Origin of the sequence: Streptomyces sedi (assembly GCF_006335015.1) — a bacterium.
Taxonomy (GTDB): Bacteria; Actinomycetota; Actinomycetes; order Streptomycetales; family Streptomycetaceae; genus Streptomyces; species Streptomyces sedi.
On the sequence record NZ_VDGT01000003.1, the window covers coordinates 63166 to 80634 of the forward strand.

Annotated in this window: 16 protein-coding genes and 1 pseudogene; 12 read left to right on the plus strand and 5 right to left on the minus strand. The window is 72.8% G+C overall.

The annotated features are described in order from the left end of the window. Window positions 1-544 precede the first annotated feature (544 nt). The 11 genes from FH715_RS05110 to FH715_RS05160 all read left to right on the plus strand — a co-directional run bounded on the left by FH715_RS05110 (window position 545) and on the right by FH715_RS05160 (window position 12555). Entirely contained in the window at window positions 545-1465 is a 921-nt protein-coding gene (locus FH715_RS05110) for a dihydrodipicolinate synthase family protein (protein WP_139641165.1), read from the plus strand. Continuing rightward, window positions 1462-2184, plus strand: coding sequence for a cyclase family protein (locus FH715_RS05115; RefSeq protein WP_139641167.1), 723 nt, complete (start codon window positions 1462-1464; stop codon window positions 2182-2184). The genes FH715_RS05110 and FH715_RS05115 overlap by 4 nt, the downstream gene beginning before the upstream one ends. Further along, a complete protein-coding gene (locus tag FH715_RS05120) occupies window positions 2181-3350 on the plus strand; it encodes an LLM class flavin-dependent oxidoreductase (protein WP_211367450.1) in 1170 nt (389 codons plus the stop codon). Before FH715_RS05115 ends, FH715_RS05120 begins: the two co-directional genes overlap by 4 nt. Continuing rightward, complete coding sequence (locus FH715_RS05125; protein WP_246108569.1) at window positions 3347-4663, plus strand: LLM class flavin-dependent oxidoreductase; 1317 nt, start codon at window positions 3347-3349, stop codon at window positions 4661-4663. The genes FH715_RS05120 and FH715_RS05125 overlap by 4 nt, the downstream gene beginning before the upstream one ends. Continuing rightward, window positions 4660-5388: an enoyl-CoA hydratase/isomerase family protein gene (locus FH715_RS05130; RefSeq protein ID WP_170184636.1), complete on the plus strand. Its 729-nt coding sequence runs from the start codon at window positions 4660-4662 to the stop codon at window positions 5386-5388. The genes FH715_RS05125 and FH715_RS05130 overlap by 4 nt, the downstream gene beginning before the upstream one ends. Continuing rightward, a complete protein-coding gene (locus FH715_RS05135) occupies window positions 5385-6716 on the plus strand; it encodes an MFS transporter (RefSeq protein ID WP_139641171.1) in 1332 nt (443 codons plus the stop codon). Before FH715_RS05130 ends, FH715_RS05135 begins: the two co-directional genes overlap by 4 nt. Window positions 6717-6808: 92 nt before the next feature. Further along, window positions 6809-7558: an SDR family NAD(P)-dependent oxidoreductase gene (locus FH715_RS05140; RefSeq protein WP_139641173.1), complete on the plus strand. Its 750-nt coding sequence runs from the start codon at window positions 6809-6811 to the stop codon at window positions 7556-7558. 34 nt (window positions 7559-7592) lie between these two features. Next, complete coding sequence (locus FH715_RS05145) at window positions 7593-9059, plus strand: aldehyde dehydrogenase (RefSeq protein ID WP_139641175.1); 1467 nt, start codon at window positions 7593-7595, stop codon at window positions 9057-9059. Between the two features lie 97 nt (window positions 9060-9156). Then, complete coding sequence (locus FH715_RS05150) at window positions 9157-10533, plus strand: erythromycin esterase family protein (RefSeq protein WP_139641177.1); 1377 nt, start codon at window positions 9157-9159, stop codon at window positions 10531-10533. A gap of 301 nt (window positions 10534-10834) precedes the next feature. Further along, the gene (locus FH715_RS05155) at window positions 10835-12100 is read left to right on the plus strand and encodes an aromatic ring-hydroxylating oxygenase subunit alpha (RefSeq protein WP_139641179.1); all 1266 of its coding nucleotides are present in this window, start codon (window positions 10835-10837) and stop codon (window positions 12098-12100) included. Next, a complete protein-coding gene (locus FH715_RS05160) occupies window positions 12097-12555 on the plus strand; it encodes a PaaI family thioesterase (protein ID WP_139641181.1) in 459 nt (152 codons plus the stop codon). Before FH715_RS05155 ends, FH715_RS05160 begins: the two co-directional genes overlap by 4 nt. A gap of 24 nt (window positions 12556-12579) precedes the next feature. Here FH715_RS05160 and FH715_RS05165 read toward each other — a convergent pair whose 3' ends face one another. The 5 genes and pseudogenes from FH715_RS05165 to FH715_RS05185 form a co-directional block, all read right to left on the minus strand. After that, window positions 12580-13008, minus strand: coding sequence for a glutaredoxin domain-containing protein (locus FH715_RS05165; RefSeq protein WP_139641183.1), 429 nt, complete (start codon window positions 13006-13008; stop codon window positions 12580-12582). A 152-nt stretch (window positions 13009-13160) separates the two neighbouring features. After that, entirely contained in the window at window positions 13161-13811 is a 651-nt protein-coding gene (locus tag FH715_RS05170) for a superoxide dismutase (protein WP_139641185.1), read from the minus strand. Between the two features lie 489 nt (window positions 13812-14300). Further along, a pseudogene (locus tag FH715_RS05175) lies at window positions 14301-14504 on the minus strand (Uma2 family endonuclease); the annotation flags it as partial. Between the two features lie 167 nt (window positions 14505-14671). After that, complete coding sequence (locus FH715_RS05180) at window positions 14672-15079, minus strand: type II toxin-antitoxin system VapC family toxin (RefSeq protein ID WP_139641187.1); 408 nt, start codon at window positions 15077-15079, stop codon at window positions 14672-14674. Next, the gene (locus FH715_RS05185) at window positions 15076-15348 is read right to left on the minus strand and encodes a hypothetical protein (RefSeq protein WP_139641190.1); all 273 of its coding nucleotides are present in this window, start codon (window positions 15346-15348) and stop codon (window positions 15076-15078) included. Before FH715_RS05185 ends, FH715_RS05180 begins: the two co-directional genes overlap by 4 nt. A gap of 108 nt (window positions 15349-15456) precedes the next feature. Here FH715_RS05185 and FH715_RS05190 point away from each other — a divergent pair, with 108 nt between their 5' ends. After that, complete coding sequence (locus tag FH715_RS05190; RefSeq protein WP_139641192.1) at window positions 15457-17469, plus strand: thioredoxin domain-containing protein; 2013 nt, start codon at window positions 15457-15459, stop codon at window positions 17467-17469.

Sequence of the window (17469 nt, forward strand, 5' to 3'; positions counted from 1 at the left end):
GCTGTGACGGGTGGCTGAGCGGCAGCAACTCTACGCCACGTGTGCGCACGCACAGAGACGTGTGCGGACTGACTGCTTGTCAGTGTCCACATGTGGAGACGCGTGTCTACACGTGCTTGCGCGACGGTGGGAGTTCCGTTTACGGTCTTTCTCGTCCGCCTCTGACAGGCACCGGGCCTGGCAGGCATCGGCGGGGTGAGCCGAGAGGAGTGCGCCCGTGCGTTTCGTTTCGCAGCGCGATGTCCTCTCCCACCCGCGTGACACCCGCGGTGCCCGCGGCTGCCACAGCTGTCGCCGCTGCCTTCGCGCCGTCTGACCCTCGGCGCCGTCCGCCCGCGCTGACCCGCGTTCCTTCGCCTCGCGCCGGCGTTCCCCGCCCCGTTTTCCCGCGTTTCCCCGTTTTCCCCGCGTTTTCCGTGTTCCCCGCCGTTCCCCGTTCCCTCGGTGGGCCGCCCGGCCCTCCCCTGACGGCGGACGTTCCGCCGCGCCGCGCCGCGGCCCGTCGAAAGCAACGAGAGCCAAGAGAGCAACGAGAGGTGTCGGCATGTCGGCTGAGCAGGTGCTGCGTCGTGGTCTGGTGGTGGCCGCGCTGACCCCGTTCGTCCGGGACGGCACGCGTGTCGACCGGGGCAGGTTCGCCGCCCAGATCGAGGCGCTCGGCCGCGCCCGGCCGGTCGCGGTGACCGTCGGGGCCGTCGAGAGCCAGGAGTTCCAGGTGCTGGGCCGCGCCGCGCGGCTCGGACTGGTCGACGCCGCCGTCGCCGCGCTGCCCGCCGGCACGCCGGTGGTGGCCGGGGTCTCCAGCCCCTCGCTGCGGGAGTCGGTCGCCCTCGCGAAGGAGGGCGCCGCGCGGGGCGCGGCCGTCGCGGCGGCGGTGGCGAGCCCCAAGCCGTGGGGCGCCGCGCCCACGCCGGACGAGGCGCACCGCTGGTTCTCGCTGCTGGCCGACGCCAGCCCGCTGCCGATCCTGCTCTACAACAACCCCCGGCTCGGCGTGGACCTGTCGGTCGACACGATTGCCAGGATCTGCGCCCACCCCAACGTCGTGGCCCTGAAGGAGACCTCGCGCGACGAGGGGAAGCTGCTCGGCCTGGTCACGCGGGTCCAGGGCGACGCCCACGTCTACACCAACATGGAGCTGCTCTTCAGCACGCTCCTGCTGGGCGGCAGCGGCGCCATGCTGCCGACCCCGGGGCTGCCGGTCGCCGCCCGGCTGGTCGCCCACGTCGAGGCCGGCGAGATCGACGAGGCCGCCCGACTGGCGCGCTTCTTCGCCGACTTCCCGAGCCGGTGGACCGGCCTCGGCTTTCTGCCCGCCGTCAAGGCCGCCGCCGGGCTCATGGGGTGCGACCTCGGTCCACCCGTGTACCCGTGGTCCGCGCTCGACGCGGACGCGGTGTCCGACCTGCGGGAGTTCCTGGCCGGCTGGGAACTCCTGGACCACTTCACGGAGGTGTCCGCATGACCCTGGTCGACCTGACCCACCCGCTGTGGGCCGGAATGCCGAAGATCCCGATCCTGCCCGAGGTGGAGCGCCACCAGATCACCTCGATCGCCGAGGGCGCCCCCATGGACATCTCGTCGATCACCCTCGCCCTGCACGTGGGCACGCACGTGGACGCCCCGTCCCACGTGGTGGCCGGGGGCGCCGCCATCGACGAGATACCCGTCGAGCGCTTCTCGGGACGGGCCGTCGTCAGCCGCGTCGACCGGCGCCCCGGCGAGGAGATCACCGTCGAGGACGTGCTGGCCGGCGGGCCGGCGCCGGAGCCGGGGGAGTTCCTGCTGGTGGCGACGGGCTGGGACGACCGCTTCACGTCGCCCGAGTACGGCGACCACCCCAGCCTCGCGCCGGAGTTGGCGGAGTGGGCGGTGGAACGGGGCGTGCCGTTCGTCGGCGTCGACCTGATCACGCCCGATCTGCCGGTGCACCGGCGCGGGCCCGGCTTCGACTTCCCGGTGCACCGCACCCTGCTCGGCAACGACGTGCTGATCGCCGAGAACCTGACCGGTCTCGCCGCGCTCGGCGGTCGCCGGGTGCGGCTGCTGGCCTTCCCCCTGGCGATCAGGGGCGGGGACGCGGGACCGGCCCGGGTCCTCGCGGAGACCGAGGAGCCGGGCACGGAGGAGCCGGGGACCGCGGAGACCGAGAAGTCGGGGACCGGGACGGGGGAGACGCCGTGAGCCGCAGTCCGCACCGTGCGCTGCGTCCGGCGCCCTCGCCGCTGGACGACCCCGAGAGCCCGCTCTCCCGCGCCGCCCGCCAGCCGTTGATGCTGGGGCTGTTCCTCCCGCTCCAGACCGGCGCGTTCTCCCAGTCCACGCTGGAACGCGGCACCCGCTGGGAGTTCGACTACAACCAGCGGCTGACCCTGCGGGCGGAGGCGGCCGGCTTCGACTTCGTCTTCGGGCTCCAGCAGTGGATCGGCAAGGGCGGCTTCGGCGGCGAGCAGCGCTACCGGGAGAACTTCCTCGACCCGTTCATCTCCACCGTCGCGCTCTCCGCCACCACCTCCACCATCCTGTCCATCTCCACCGTGCACGTGCTCTACGGCAACTGGCACCCGCTGCACCTCGCCCGGTTCGCCGCCACCGCCGACCACATCGCCGGCGGGCGGTACGGGCTGAACATCGTCACCGGCTACGCGGCCGGCGAGCCCCCGATGTTCGGCATGGACCGGATCGACCACGACCGCAGATACGACATGGCGGACGAGTTCACCTCCGTGATGGAGGACCTGTGGGCGGGCGAGGAGAACCTCACCCACGACGGGGAGTTCTACTCGCTGCGCGACGCCTACGTCTCGCCGCGCCCGCGCCACGGCCGCCCCATCCTGGTCGCCGCCAGCGGCTCCCCGGCCGGTTACGCGTTCGCCGGGCGGCACGCCGACATCGTCTTCACCTCCAGCCCGGCCGGCGCCGACTTCGACGGGGCGATCGACGCGCTCCCCGCCCATGTCGAGCGGATCAAGAGCGCCGCGCGGGAACGGGGCCGCGAGGTCAAGGTGATCATCTTCCCGCTGGTGATCTGCCGGGAGACCGACGCCGAGGCCGAGGCGTACCGGGACCGGATCGTCGCCCACGCCGACCACGAGTCGCTGGTCAACTACCACGCCCGGCACACCAGCGGGGACAGCGCGGCCTGGCCGCGGCACGTCCTCGCCGACCGCGCGCTCGGCGGCCACCTCCAGATCGTCGGCGGCCCGGAGAAGGTCGCCCGCAGCCTGGAACGCCTCCATGCGGCCGGGTTCGACGGCGTCCAGCTCGGGTTCTTCGACTACGAGGCCGAGTTGGAGTACTTCACCGAGGCCGTCCAGCCGCTGCTCGAAGCGCGGGGGCTGCGGCGGTGAACCGGCATCTGATCCTCACCGCCACCGTCATGGGCCTGGGGATGCACCACGGCGCCTGGCGCTTCCGCGAAGGGGACCCGTTCGACCAGACCACCCCCGAGTACTACCGGCGGATCGCCACCACCGCCGAACGCGGCGGGCTGCACGCCGTCTTCCTCGCCGACACCCTGGACGTCAGCGAGGAGCGCTTCGAACGCCCCAACCTCGGCGCGCTCGACCCCGCCGTGGTGCTCGCCCTGATGGCGGCGCACACCGAGCGGATCGGGCTGGTCGGCACCTCGTCGACCACGTTCAACGAGCCTTACAACCTGGCGCGCCGGTTCGCCAGCCTCGACGCGCTCAGCCGGGGCCGCGCGGGCTGGAACGCGGTCACCACGTTCGTCCCCGCCGTCGCCGGCAACTTCGGCGCGGGCGAGCTGCCGCCGCACGCCGAACGCTACGCGCGCGCCGCCGAGTTCCTCGACGTCGTCCTCGGGCTGTGGGACAGCTGGGAGGCGGAGGCGACCGTGGGGGACAAGGCGGGCAACGTCTATGTCGACCCGGCCAGGGTCCACGCACTGAACCACCGGGGCCCGCACTTCGCGGTGCGCGGCCCCGCCACCCTGCCGCGCTCCCGCCAGGGCAGGCCGGTCGTCTTCCAGGCCGGCGCCTCGGAGGGCGGGCGCGACCTCGCCGCCCGCTACGCCGACGCGGTGTTCACCGCCCAGAACACCCTGCCCGCCGCCGTCGCCTTCCGCGCCGACATCCGCCGGCGGGCCGCCGCCCACGGGCGCGACCCGGACGCCGTCAAGATCCTGCCTGGGCTGCTGCCGATCGTCGGCTCCACTGCGGCCGAGGCCGGCGCCCGCAAGGAGCGGCTCGACGAACTGCGCGGCTACCGACCCGAGTTGGAGAAGCTCGCGCTGCGGGTCGGCGTGCCGGTCGACGCCCTGGAGCTGGACGCGCCGCTGCCGTTCGCCCGCATCAGGGAGAACGCCGACTTCCGCGGCTCCCACGGCTTCCGCGACGCCGCCGTCGCGCTCGCCGAACGCGAGGGGCTCACCGTCCGCGAACTCCTCCACGCCAACGGCGGCGGCCACCTCCAGGTCGTCGGCACCCCGGACCAGGTCGCCGACACGGCCGCCACCTGGTTCGAGGCCGGTGCCGCCGACGGCTTCAACCTCATGATCGACGTCCTTCCCAGCGGTCTGGACGCCGTGGTCGACGAGGCCGTCCCCCGCCTGCGCGAGCGATGTCTGTTCCCGCGCGACTACCTCGGCGACACCCTGCGCGACCACCTCGGGCTCCCACCCGTCACAGAAGGACACCCATGAACGACCCCGCTCCCGTGACCCTCACGGTCACGGAACCGCTCGCCCGCCTCACCCTCGACCGACCCGCACACGGCAACGCCCTCAGCTACGCCGCCATGCTCGCCCTCATCGAGGCCCTGGAGCGGGCGCACGCCGCCGACCCGCCGGTGCTGCTGCTCACCGGCGCCGGCCAGGACCTCACCGTCGGACGGGAGAAGGCCGAACGCGTCCCCGGCGTCAGCCGCCAGGAGAACCTGCGGCTCATCCTGCGCGCCAACGAACTGCTCCGCACGTTCCCCGGCATCACGGTCGCCGCGGTGCGCGGACGCGCCCTCGGCTTCGGTACCGGCCTCGCCCTCCACAGCGACCTGGCGATCGCTGCCGATACCGCCGTCCTCGGCTTCGACGAACTGGCCGCCGGACTCCCGCCGCTGGTCGTCCTCACCTACCTCTACCGGCACGTCCACCCGAAGGCCGCCGACGAACTGGTGCTCACCGGACGCCGGTTGGGCGCCGCCGAGGCGCTGAACCTGGGGCTGCTCTCCCGGGTCGTCGCCGAGGCCGACCTCGACGCCGTCGTCGAACGCACCGTCGCCGAGCTGGGCGCACGTTCCCCCTCGGCGCTGCGGCTGCTCAAGGAGTTCGCCGGACGGGCCAAGTCCCACCGGCCCCCGGACCCCGAGGAGTTCGGCGAGCACGCCGTCGCCCGCCTCGTCGAGTGGATCGAGAACGGAGAGCGGTCATGACCAGCACCACGACACCCCCCGCCACCGCGGGCCGGCCGCGCTCCGGCCGGCGCCAGCGCCGCGCGGCCTTCGCCTCGGCGTGGCTGGGCTGGATGCTCGACGGGTTCGAGACCTACGCCATCGTGCTCGTCGGCGGCCTGGTCATGGCCGACCTCGTCGGCCCCGACGCCTCCCCGATGTACTTCAGCGTCGTCCTCGCCGTCCAACTGGTCGCCTGGGCCGTCGGCGGGCTCGCCTCCGGCGTGCTGATCGACTACTTCGGCCGCCGCCGGGTGCTGATGTACTCGATCCTGCTCTACTCGGTCGCCACCGGACTCGCCGCGCTGGCACCGAACTTCGGGATCTTCCTGGCGCTGCGCGTACTCGCCGGCTTCGGCATGGGCGCCGAGTGGGGGCCGGGCAGCGCCCTGGTCGCCGAGTCCTGGCCCAACCGCTCGCGCGGCCGGGGCGTGGCCCTGCTCCAGTCGGCGTTCGGCGTCGGCTTCCTCCTCGCCACCGGCGCGTTCCAGCTTCTGGAGGGCACCGGGAGCGACGCCTGGCGGTGGATGCTGCTGCTGGGCGCGGTGCCCGCGCTGCTCGTGCTGGTGATCCGCCGCACCGTCGGCGAGTCCGAACTGTGGCAGGCCACCGACGACCGCCGCCGCGACGTCGCCCGCCGCGCCCGCGCCGGCGAGACGCTCACGGACGACGAACGCGCCCTGATCGGCTTCCCGTTGCGGCGCATCTTCGCCGACCCGCTCTGGCGCTCCCGGCTGCTGCGGCTGCTGGTGCTCTCGGCGGCGAGCCTCGTCGGCTGGTGGGCGGTCTCCACCTGGATCCCCCGCTATGTCGGCGAGGCCGTCGCGGCGGCCGGCTCCTCCACGACGACGGTCACCCTCATCGTGCTCGCCTACAACGTCGGGGGAGTCCTCGGCTGGCTGCTGTGGGGCGTCCTCGCCGACGTGGTGGGGCGCCGCTGGACCCTGTGGGGCTACTACCTGGGCGCGCTGTCGCTGACCTGGCTGCTCTTCGGAGTCGACTGGCCCTCGCTCGGCTGGCTGACCGTGGTGGTCTTCGTCAACGGGATCTTCACGCTGGGGCAGATGGGCTGGATGGCGACCTACCCTGCCGAACTCTTCCCCACGGCCGTGCGCGGCACCGCGATCACCACCGTGTTCAACGGCACCCGCTTCATCGCGGCGGCCGGCGCCCTGCTCTCCGGCTCGATCGTCGCCGGCCTCGGCGGCATCTCCACGGCGGCGCTCACCATCGGCTCGATCTACGCGCTCGGACTGGTCTTCTCCCTCATCGCCGGCCCCGAGACCCGCGGCAGGCCGCTGCCCGACTGACCGGGACCCCGTTCGACCCCCGACGGCCCGGTGCCGCCCCACGGCGCGCACCGGGCCGCCACCCCCGCGAACCCACCGAAAGGCAAGGGCACATGGGCAGGCTTCAGGACAAGATCGTCGTGGTCACCGGCGCGGCCCAGGGCATCGGCGCCGCCTACGGCCGCCGACTGCTCGACGAGGGTGCGACGGTGGTGCTGGCCGACCGCGAGGGCGAGGCCGTGCGCGCACTCGCCGAGCACCACCCCGACAGGGCGCTCGGCGTCACGCTGGACGTCGCCGACCCCGACAGCAACGCGCGGCTGGCCGCCACCCTCACCGAGCGCTTCGGCCGACTCGACGGCCTGATCAACAACGCGGCCGTCTTCTCCGGCCTCACCATGCGGCCGTTCTGGGAGATCGGGGAACGCGAGTGGGACGAGGTGCTCGCCGTGAACCTCAAGGGCCCCTGGCTGGTCACCAGCGCACTGCTCCCGCTGCTGCGCGCCGCCCCGGCCGCCAGCGTGGTCAACATCGGCTCCGACGCCCCGGCGCTGGGCCGCGCCGGCTACCTCCACTACGTCGCCAGCAAGGGCGGGGTGCAGGGCCTGACCTACTCCATGGCCCACGAACTGGGCGCCGACGGCATCCGCGTCAACACCCTCTCGCCCGGCCCCGTCTACACCGAGATCCCCCGCGAGACGGTCAGCCCCGCGCAGCGCGCCGCGATGCTCGACGCCCAGGCCCTGCGCCGCACGGCCGGCCCCGAGGACATGGTCGGCACGGCCGTCTTCCTGCTCAGCGACGACAGCGCCTATGTCACCGGCCAGACCGTCTCGGTCAACGGCGGGCTGCTGCACCGCTGAACCCGCCCGTTCCCCACCCACCCGAGGACGCGCCATGGCTTCCCCCCAACGGTTCCGGATGCTGCTCGCCGGACGCTCCGTCGACGCCCGCTCCGGGCGCACCTTCACCAGCGAGAACCCCTACACCGGCGACGACTGGGCCGAGGTCCCCGACGCCGGACCCGAGGACGTCGACGCCGCCGTCGAAGCGGCCCGCGCCGCGTTCCCCGGCTGGAGCGCGACCACGGGCTTCGCCCGCGCCGAGGCGCTGCGCCGCCTCGGCGACCTGGTCCTCGAAAACGCCGACGAGCTGGCCCGCCTTGAGGTCAACGACTCCGGCAAGCTGCACCGGGAGATGCTCGGCCAGGTCCGCGCCCTCGCCACCTGGTACCACTACTACGCGGGGCTCGCGCAGACCGTCGAGGGGCGCCAGATCCCGGTGCCCAACCCGGACTACCTGGTCTACACCCGGCGCGAACCGGTCGGCGTGGTCGCGGCGATCACCCCCTGGAACTCGCCGCTGCTGCTCATGACCTGGAAGCTGGCGCCTGCGCTGGCCGCCGGCTGCACCGTGGTCGTCAAACCCTCCGAGCACTCCCCGGCCGCGACCCTGGCCTTCGCCGAACTCCTCGCGCGCGCCGGCCTCCCGCCCGGGGTCGTCAACGTCGTCACCGGCCGTTCCCGCGCACTGGGGGAGCACCTCGTCGCCCACCCCGGCGTCGACAAGGTCGCCTTCACCGGCTCCACGGCCACCGGCCGCGCCGTCGCCCGCGCCGCCGCCGAGCGGCTGATCCCCGCCACGCTGGAACTGGGCGGCAAGTCGCCCCAACTCGTCTTCCCCGACGCGGACCTGACGTCGGCCGCCAACGGCCTGGTCGCCGGCGTCTTCGCGGCGACCGGCCAGAGCTGCATGGCGGGCTCCCGGCTGCTGGTCCACGAGTCGGTCCACGACGCGCTCGTCGACCTGGTCGCCGAACGCGCCTCCCGCATCCGCCTCGGGGACCCGCTGGACGCGGAGACCGAGATGGGCCCGGTCGCCAACCGCCCCCAGTACGACAAGATCCGCCGCCACCTCGACACGGCCGCCGCCGAGCACGCGACCCTCGTGTGCGGGGGCGTCGACGAGGCGCTCGGGGGCTACTTCGTCAAACCCACCGTGCTCTCCGTCTCGCCGGGCGACACCGTCTTCCGCGAGGAGGTCTTCGGCCCGGTGCTCTCCGTCGTCCCCTTCGCCGACGAGGAGGAGGCCGTCGCGCTGGCCAACGACACCCCGTACGGCCTGGCCGCCGGCGTGTGGACCACCGACGTCCACCGCGCCCACCGCGTCGCCGCCCGGCTCCGCGCCGGCTCCGTCTGGATCAACGCCTACCGCGCGGTCGCCCCCAGCGTCCCCTTCGGCGGCTTCGGCGACTCCGGCCTGGGCCGCGAGAACGGCGTCGACTCCCTCGGCCCCTACCTGGAGGAGAAGGCGGTCTGGACCGAGCTGACGGGGGTGCCACGCGACCCGTTCACCCTGGGCTGAGGGGGCGTCCCCCACCGGCGGGGTAGGGCCCGCACCAGTAACGGAAGGGCGGCAGGCGGGTTGGTGGCGGGCCCCGCGTGCACGGGAATCTGGGGGCATGAAGCGACGCACCGCCGTACTCGTTCCCTCCGTCCTCCTCTCCCTCGGCGCGCTGGCCCTCACCACGCCGGCCATCGGCTCCACCGGCCACCCGCCCGCCGGAGCCTCGGAGCCGGCGGCCTCGGCCCGCCACCACGAGAGCGTGGTCGAGGCCATCGACCGCGGCGCCCACACGCTGCGGACCACCCGGCCGACCGGCTCCCTGCGCGACCTCGACGCCCTGGGCCGCATGGTCGGGGACGCCGAGGTGGTGGGGCTCGGCGAAGCGACCCACGGCTCGCGGGAGTTCTTCCGGATGAAGCACCGGGTCTTCCGCTACCTGGTCGAGGAGAAGGGCTTCCGGACGTTCTCCCTTGAGCTGCCCTGGAGCAGCGGAGTGCGGCTCAACGAGTACGTGGTGGAGGGGAAGGGCGACCTCGACGAGATCGCCGGCGAGGAGTTCCTCGGCACCTACCGCGCCTGGAACAACCAGGACTACCGCGACCTCCTCACCTGGATGCGCAACCACAACCGGCGGCACCCGGAGGACCCGGTGCGGTTCATGGGCAACGACATGGGCTACGCGGGACCGGAACTGTACGAGCGCGTCGTCGACCACGTGGCCCGCGCGCACCCGGAGCTTCTCGACGAGGTCACCGAGCTGTACCGCGGCCTGCCCCCGACCACCGACGCCGGCACGTACGGCGAGGAGTACCTCGCGCTGCCGCTCGACGAGCGCCGCGAAAGGGCCGAGCGGACCGGGCAGGTCCACGCGCTGCTGCGCGCCGCCGAGCCCGGCGACGGGGAGCACGCGTGGACGACGCGGCACGCGCTGGCGATCCACCAGATGGCGGAGGGCATGTCGTTCGACTTCGACGACGAGGCGCAGCTCGTGGAGATGATGGAGTACCGCGACGAGGTGATGGCCGACAACGTGCGCTGGTGGCACCGGCAGACCGGGGACCGCACCCTGCTCTCGGCGCACAACACCCATGTGTCCTACGACTCGTTCGACGCCAACTACCCGAAGACGCAGGGCGCCTTCCTCCGCGACGCGCTGGGCGACGGCTACCTCAGCATCGGCTTCAGCTTCCACGAGGGGGCGTTCAAGGCGTTCGGCACGGACGACGACGTGATCCGCACCTACCGCGTGGGCGCCGCCGAGCCGGGCTCCAACGAGGCGATCCTGGACCGGACCCGCCGCGAGGACTACTTCCTCGACATGCGCACGGCCCCCGAGCCGGCCCGCGCCTGGCTGGACGTCGAACGCCCCGCCTGGATCATCGGCGCCGGCTGGCCCGACCCCACCGAGTACACGACGGCCCTCGGCCGGGCCCACGACATCCTCATCCACCTCCACGACGTCGAGGCCACCACCTATCTGGGCGACTCCTGAACCCGCTGACCCGCCCGCCCGCCCGCGCGTGCGCGTCCGGAGAGCGCCGGAGAGTTCCGGAGCGCGCCGAAGTGTTCCGGAGAGTTCCGGAGAGTTCCGGAGAGTGATTGTCCGCTCGCGGGCCGGTGGCTACGATCAACGCCGAATCTCGGTTCGCGCCCCTCCGCGTCGCGCGGATCGGCCCCGCACCGCCGGCGGTGGCACCGCCCGCGCGACCGGTGACCGAAGCGCGGTGGCGTACGTGCGGCGAGGCGCCTCCGAGGCCGCCGGTACGAACTCGTCTTCGAGGAGTGGGTCCGAGATGAAGCAACACGAACAGGTGGCGATGCTCAAGCGTCTTCTCGCGCTCCGCGAGACACGGCGCGACGAGCGGATGCTCGACGAGGTCGTGACGATCCCGGTCACCAAGTACACCGACCAGGACCTGCTCGACCGCGAACTGGCCTCCGCCTTCAGCCGGTTCCCGCTCGTCGCCTGCCACGCCTCCGCGCTCGCCGAGCCCGGCTCCTACGTCACCAGCGACTGGGAGCGGTTCCCCTACGTCGTGGTGCGCGGCGACGACGGGCGGGTGCGGGCGTTCTACAACCAGTGCCGCCACCGCGGCGCCCGGCTGGCCGGCGAACGCACCGGCTGCGTGAAGAACTTCGTCTGCCCGTTCCACGGCTGGGTGTACGAGCTGGACGGCATGCTGCGCGGCATGACCCGCGCGCACGACTTCCCCGGCGTCGACACCCGGGAGTACGGGCTGGTCGAGCTGCCGGCGGCGGAGTCCGGCGGGCTGATATGGGTCTCCAGGGACCCCGGGGCCACCCTCGACATCCCCGGCTTCCTCGGCACCTTCCACGACGACCTGGTCAACTTCGACGTCGCCTCACTGGTCCAGTACAAGAAGACCAGGGTAGTCAAGGAGGCCAACTGGAAGCTGCTGATCAAGACCTACCTGGAGGGTTACCACGTCCCCTACCTGCACCGGGACACCCTGGCCCGGGCGTTCAAGCGGGGCGTGATCGCCCACGACGAGGACGGTCCGCACATCAGGCTCTCCGCGGCGCGCACCAACATCGGGGAGGTGACGGCCAAGCCGGAGGACGAGTGGCGCATCCTCGACCACGCGTCGGTCTACTACACCCTCTTCCCCAACACCTTCTTCATCCTCCACCCCGACTACGTGTCCATCAACACCTTCTGGCCGCTGGCCCCCGACCGGACGATCTGGACCCACGACATGCTCTACCGGGACGCGGACTTCTCCGGGTCGGTCGGGCAGAGCGCGTTGGAGAAGCGGTTCGTGTTCACCAACGACACCGTCTTCGACCAGGAGGACTTCGCCATCGCGGAGAACGTCCAGCGCGGCCTGGAGCACGGCGGCAGCGACCACCACGTACTCGGGCTCGCCGAGGGGCTGCTGGCCATGTTCCAGAACACCATCGACGCGCGCCTGACGCCCCGCGACACCACTCCTCGCGACACCACTTCCCACGACAGCACTTCCCACGACGCCACTCCTCGCGACACGACTCCTCGCGACACGACTCCTCGCGACACCACGACGGGACAGCCGGCATGACCACCGACGAACTCACCGCCTTCGCCCACGGCGTCTTCGACGCGCAGCCGTTCAGCGGCTTCCTGGGCGCCGAACTGACCGGCGTCGGCCCCGGCACGGCGGAGATCCGGGTCCGCAACCGGCCCGAACTCCGGCAGCAGCACGGCTTCCTCCACGGCGGCGTCGTCAGCTACCTCGCCGACAACGCCCTCACGTTCGCCGGCGGCCTGGCCCTCGGCGGCGACGCGCTCACCGCCGAATACAAGATCAACTACGCGAAGCCCGCAGTGGGCGACGTGATCGTCGCGCGGGCCGAGGCCGTGGTCACCACCCGCCGGCAGGCGATCTGCCGCTGCACCATCACGGTGCACCGGGACGGCGCGGCCGACGGCGACGCGGAAGGCCGCGTCGTCGCCGTCGCCCAGGGCACCATCGTCACCGCCGGCCCGGCACCCGCCGCCGCCGACGCCGGCTGAGGACTTCGCGCGGGCCCGCGCGGCTCACGGGAGCTGGGCGCGCACCCACCGGGGATCGGGGTTGGTGTGCGGCCGGCCCGCCACGACGACGGTCGGCACGGTCTCGTCGCCGCCGTTGGCCGCCCTCACCTCGGCGGCGCCCGCCGGGTCGCGCCAGATGTCGACCCAGTGCGCCCGGCGGGCGCCGCGGCCCAGCCGGACGCGCAGCCGTACGCAGTACTTGCAGCCCGGCCGCCAGAAGACGACCGGCCGGCCGTCGACCGCGCTGCGCCGCCGCGCCTCCTCCGCGCTGACCGGCCTCGGGAAGAACAGGGGCGAGTACACGCCGGCGAGCACCAGGAAGGCCACCAGGGCCACGACGGCCCCGCCCGGGTTCCCCCCGAGTCCCTGGGCCACGGCGATCGCCACGCCGCTGAGCACGAACAGCATCGGCAGAACCCAGGCGCGCCTCATGGGGACGCAGGCTATCAACGGGCTCTCGGCGGGCGGACCCCCGCGAGGCGAAGGGCCCCCACGGACCCGAGGTCCGTGGAGGCCCTTGCCGTGCCTGCCGGTGAGCGGTGAGAAGACGATCACGAGCAGGACATCCGGATGCCCCGAGGGGGTCAGGGGGCGAGGAGCAGACCGCCGGCGCGCTCCTTGGCGGCGGCGTAACGCTTGGCCACGTCCTGCCAGTTGACGACGGCCCACATGGCGTCGATGAAGTCGACCTTCTGGTTCTTGTACTGCAGGTAGAAGGCGTGCTCCCAGGCGTCGAAGACCAGGATGGGGGTCGAGCCCTGGCCGACGTTGCCCTGGTGGTCGTAGACCTGCTCGACGATCAGGCGCCCGCTGAGCGGCTCGTAGGCGAGGACGCCCCAGCCCGAGCCCTGGGTGGTCGCGGCGGCCTTGGTGAGCTGGGCCTTGAAGCCGGCGAACGAGCCGAAGTACTCGTTGATGGCGTCCGCGAGGTCGCCGACACCGTCGGCGGCGGTCGGCTCCCCGCCGCCACCGTCCCTCGGGCTGTTCATGTTGTGCCAGTAGATGCTGTGCAGGATGTGGCCGGAGAGGTGGAAGGCCAGGTTCTTCTCCAGGCCGTTGATCGCGCCCCACGACTGCGTGTCGCGTGCTTCGGCGAGCTGCTCCAGGGTGTCGTTCGCACCCTTCACGTAGGTCGCGTGGTGCTTGTCGTGGTGCAGCTCGATGATCTCCGGGTTGATCACCGGCTCCAGCGCCGCGTAGTCGTACGGAAGGTCCGGCAGCGTGTAGATCGCCATGTCCAACATCCTCTGACCTTATTGCCAACGGTGTGCAGCTGCACGCTAGCAGCAGGAAGGTCGTGGTGGTGCCCGTTCCGCGCGACATCCCTACGGGGCCTGCGGGCCACGGCATGGCGACCCGCGCTGTGCCCCGGCGGCGCGGCGCCCGGCGCGTCGGATGCGTGGTGTGCGGGGGCGTGCGTCCCGTCGGTAGTGGGTCCGGGCGCGTCGGATCAGGCAGCGCACAGTGGCGGTCACTGACACCGGAGCGGGGAGGAAGCCGACCGCGACCACGGACCAGAAGCCGGGAACGCCCACGGGCTACGCGGAGAACGGTCCACGAGCGCACCAGGTGTCGGGGTCGGCATGGACGGAGAAGTGCGGATCGTCAGGGAGGGCCCGGGCCGAGCTTGGAGGGCGATGCCCAGAGGTCCCCGGTTACAGACACAGACGTGTCCTGGCCCGCGGGACAGCGGAGGCGACGAGGCGCGGGCGATTCCTCGTCGCTCAGAGGGCCCCGAGGTCGACCGTGACAGGGAACGGCAGGGCGGCTCTCACCGTTCCGGTGAACATCTCGCCGTCCCTGTACGCCTTGGTGGCTGGGTCGAGTACGTAGGTGTACACGATCGGAACCCCGGTGGCGACCTGCTCGACCCGCCAGTAGAAGGGGATGCCGGCCTTGGCGTACTGGTCCACCTTCACAATCCGGTCTCGGCGGTCATGGTGTACCTCCTTCGAGAGGCATCGGCAGGTCCGGCGCTGCTGCGCCAAGCCTAATGTTTCGAGGTGGCGGGCTGCCCGATGCGGAAAGGAGTCAGCCGGCTACGCGAGCTGTCGCTGGTGCCGGTGAACTCGCGGACGCATGTAGTCGGTGGTGCTTACACGTCTCTGATGATCACGCGCTTCCCGCAGAGCTTCGACCAGTCGTCACGGTCGGAGGTCAGGATGATCACGGGAGCCGGGACGCGGAGCGCGAGCGCGGCGACGAGGGCGTCGATCGCGTACTTGTGCCCGTGGAGCCCGCCCGCGTCCTGAAGCAGCTTCACCGCGGTCAGGGAGTCCTCCTGGCTGACCGGTTCCACCCGCAGCCGGGAGAGCACCCACTTCAGGCGCGCCAGGTCGGTCTTGCCGCGTACGGCTTCGACAACGGTCAGCGCGGACATGAGGACGGGGACCCCGGCCCGCCGGGACGCCTCGATGCGAGCCGTCATGCCGCGGTCGTCGCGCAGGAGCAGGGAGAGCGCCTCGGAGTCGAGCACCAGCGAGCGGGCCGGCTGCTCCTTCACGCGGCGCCCCGTCCGACATCCTCGGCGGTCGCCTCTCCGAACAGCTCGCGTCGAGCGGCTTCGATCTCCTGCTCCGTGAACGCGCCGTGCTCCTCCTCGTGGGACGCCACGATCTCGGCGAGCCCGTCCATGGCGAGCTGGTGTCTCACTGCTTCGGCGACATAGCTGGACAGCCCGCGGCGACCGGTTCGGGAGCGAAGCTCACTGACCAGCTCGGCGGGCATGGAAACGGAGATGTTCTCGGTGGTTCCGGGGCGGGATGGCTTCATGGCCCTAGTTTAATACACTAACTATTACAGGATCTCGGAAGACGTGAGTCGGCACGCCGTTCCTGACCGGCGGGTGGGGTGAAGCGCGCGGGGGCATAGGTTGAGGGGATGCCGAATCGACTCGTGGGGGAGACCTCGCCGTACCTGCTTCAGCACGCCGACAACCCCGTCGACTGGTGGCCGTGGGGCGAGGCGGCGTTCGAGGAGGCGCGGGGGCGGGGGGTGCCGGTGCTGCTGTCCGTCGGCTACGCCAGCTGTCACTGGTGTCACGTGATGGCCAGGGAGAGCTTCGAGGACCCGGCGCTGGCCGGGTACCTGAACGAGCACTTCGTGGCGGTGAAGGTGGACCGGGAGGAACGCCCCGACGTGGACGCCGTGTACATGGAGGCGGTGCAGGCCGCGACCGGGCAGGGCGGCTGGCCGATGACGGTGTTCATGACGGCTGACGGGGAGCCGTTCCACTTCGGCACCTACTACCCGCCCAGGCCGCTGCACGGGCTGCCGTCGTTCCGGCAGCTGTTGGAGGGCGTGGTCGACGCGTGGCGGGAGCGGCGGGGCGAGGTGGGGGAGGTCGCCTCGCGGATCGCCGGGCAGTTGGCGGGGCGGCGGCTGGAGCACCGCGCTTCGGCGCCGCCGGGCGAGGGCGAACTGACGCTGGCCGCAACGGCGTTGGCCGGGGAGTTCGACGAGCGGAACGGGGGGTTCGGCGGCGCGCCGAAGTTCCCGCCGTCGATGGTGCTGGAGTTCCTGCTGCGGCACCACGCGCGCACCGGCGCGCCGCGGGCGTTGGCCATGGTGGAGCGCGCGTGCGAGGCGATGGCGCGCGGCGGGATCTACGACCAGTTGGGGGGCGGCTTCGCCCGTTACTCGGTGGACGCCGAGTGGATGGTGCCGCACTTCGAGAAGATGCTCTACGACAACGCGCTGCTGGCCCGGGTGTACGCGCATCTGTGGCGGGCCACGGGGTCGGCGCTGGCGCGGCGGGTCGCCGAGGAGACCGCGGACTTCCTGGTGGGTGAACTGGGCACGCCCGAGGGCGGGTTCGCCTCCGCGCTGGACGCGGACAGCGAGACGCCCGAGGGCGAGCACGCCGAGGGCGCGTACTACGTGTGGACGCCGACGCGGCTCGCCGAGGTGCTCGGCGCCGAGGCGGGGGCCGAGGCGGCCCGGCGGTACGGGGTGACGGACGAGGGCACCTTCGAGGCCGGTACCTCGGTGCTGAGGCTGCCGGGCGAGCCGCCGGCGGACGAGGTGCGGGCGAGGCTGCTCGCGGCCCGCCGCGCGCGGCCCGCGCCGGAGCGGGACGACAAGGTGGTCACCGCGTGGAACGGGCTGGCGATCGCCGCGTTGGCCGAGGTCGGCGGCCTGCTGGACCGCCCCGACCTGGTGGCCGCCGCCGAGCGCGCGGCCCGGCTGCTGCTGGACGTGCACCGGGACGCGGCGACCGGGCGGCTGGCGCGCACCTCGCGGCACGGCGTCGCCGGGCCGAGCGCCGGGGTGCTGGAGGACTACGGCGACCTGGCCGAGGGGCTGCTCGCGCTCTACGCGGTGACCGGCGGGACGGTGTGGCTGACCGAGGCGGGGGCGCTGCTGGAGATCGTGCTGAGCCGGTTCACCGACGAGGACGGCGCGTTCTGGGACACCCCCGACGACGGGGAGCGTCTGATCCGCCGCCCGCAGGACCCGACCGACGGCGCGACGCCCTCGGGCTGGACGGCGGCGACCGGCGCGTTGCTCGCCTACGCCGCCTACACCGGCGAGGGCCGCCACCGGGCCGCCGCGGAACGGGCGTTGGGCGTCGTCACCCGGCTGGCGACGGGCGCGCCGCGGTTCGCCGGCTGGGGGCTGGCCGTCGCCGAGGCCGCCGTCGACGGGCCGCGCGAGGTGGCCGTGGTCGGCCCGGCCGGCGACCCGGCCACGGCGGCGCTGCACCGGGCCGCGCTGCGCGGCACGGCGCCGGGCGCGGTGGTCGCCGTGGGGGAGCCGGGCGCGGCGGACGCCCCGCCGCTGCTGGTGGACCGGCCGCTGCGGGACGGCCGGCCGGCGGCGTACGTGTGCCGGGGGTTCGTCTGTCTGGAGCCGACCACGAGCCCGGAGGACCTGGCCGCGCGGCTGGCGTGA

Excerpts from the sequence above, each read along its gene's own strand:
- FH715_RS05155 (WP_139641179.1), top strand. The coding sequence starts at position 10,835 with ATGAAGCAACACGAACAGGTGGCGATGCTCAAGCGTCTTCTCGCGCTC.
- FH715_RS05160 (WP_139641181.1), top strand. The coding sequence starts at position 12,097 with ATGACCACCGACGAACTCACCGCCTTCGCCCACGGCGTCTTCGACGCG.
- FH715_RS05150 (WP_139641177.1), top strand. The coding sequence starts at position 9,157 with ATGAAGCGACGCACCGCCGTACTCGTTCCCTCCGTCCTCCTCTCCCTC.
- FH715_RS05110 (WP_139641165.1), top strand. The coding sequence starts at position 545 with ATGTCGGCTGAGCAGGTGCTGCGTCGTGGTCTGGTGGTGGCCGCGCTG.
- FH715_RS05130 (WP_170184636.1), top strand. The coding sequence starts at position 4,660 with ATGAACGACCCCGCTCCCGTGACCCTCACGGTCACGGAACCGCTCGCC.
- FH715_RS05135 (WP_139641171.1), top strand. The coding sequence starts at position 5,385 with ATGACCAGCACCACGACACCCCCCGCCACCGCGGGCCGGCCGCGCTCC.
- FH715_RS05170 (WP_139641185.1), bottom strand. The coding sequence starts at position 13,811 with ATGGCGATCTACACGCTGCCGGACCTTCCGTACGACTACGCGGCGCTG.
- FH715_RS05115 (WP_139641167.1), top strand. The coding sequence starts at position 1,462 with ATGACCCTGGTCGACCTGACCCACCCGCTGTGGGCCGGAATGCCGAAG.
- FH715_RS05165 (WP_139641183.1), bottom strand. The coding sequence starts at position 13,008 with ATGAGGCGCGCCTGGGTTCTGCCGATGCTGTTCGTGCTCAGCGGCGTG.
- FH715_RS05145 (WP_139641175.1), top strand. The coding sequence starts at position 7,593 with ATGGCTTCCCCCCAACGGTTCCGGATGCTGCTCGCCGGACGCTCCGTC.
- FH715_RS05185 (WP_139641190.1), bottom strand. The coding sequence starts at position 15,348 with ATGAAGCCATCCCGCCCCGGAACCACCGAGAACATCTCCGTTTCCATG.
- FH715_RS05140 (WP_139641173.1), top strand. The coding sequence starts at position 6,809 with ATGGGCAGGCTTCAGGACAAGATCGTCGTGGTCACCGGCGCGGCCCAG.
- FH715_RS05190 (WP_139641192.1), top strand. The coding sequence starts at position 15,457 with ATGCCGAATCGACTCGTGGGGGAGACCTCGCCGTACCTGCTTCAGCAC.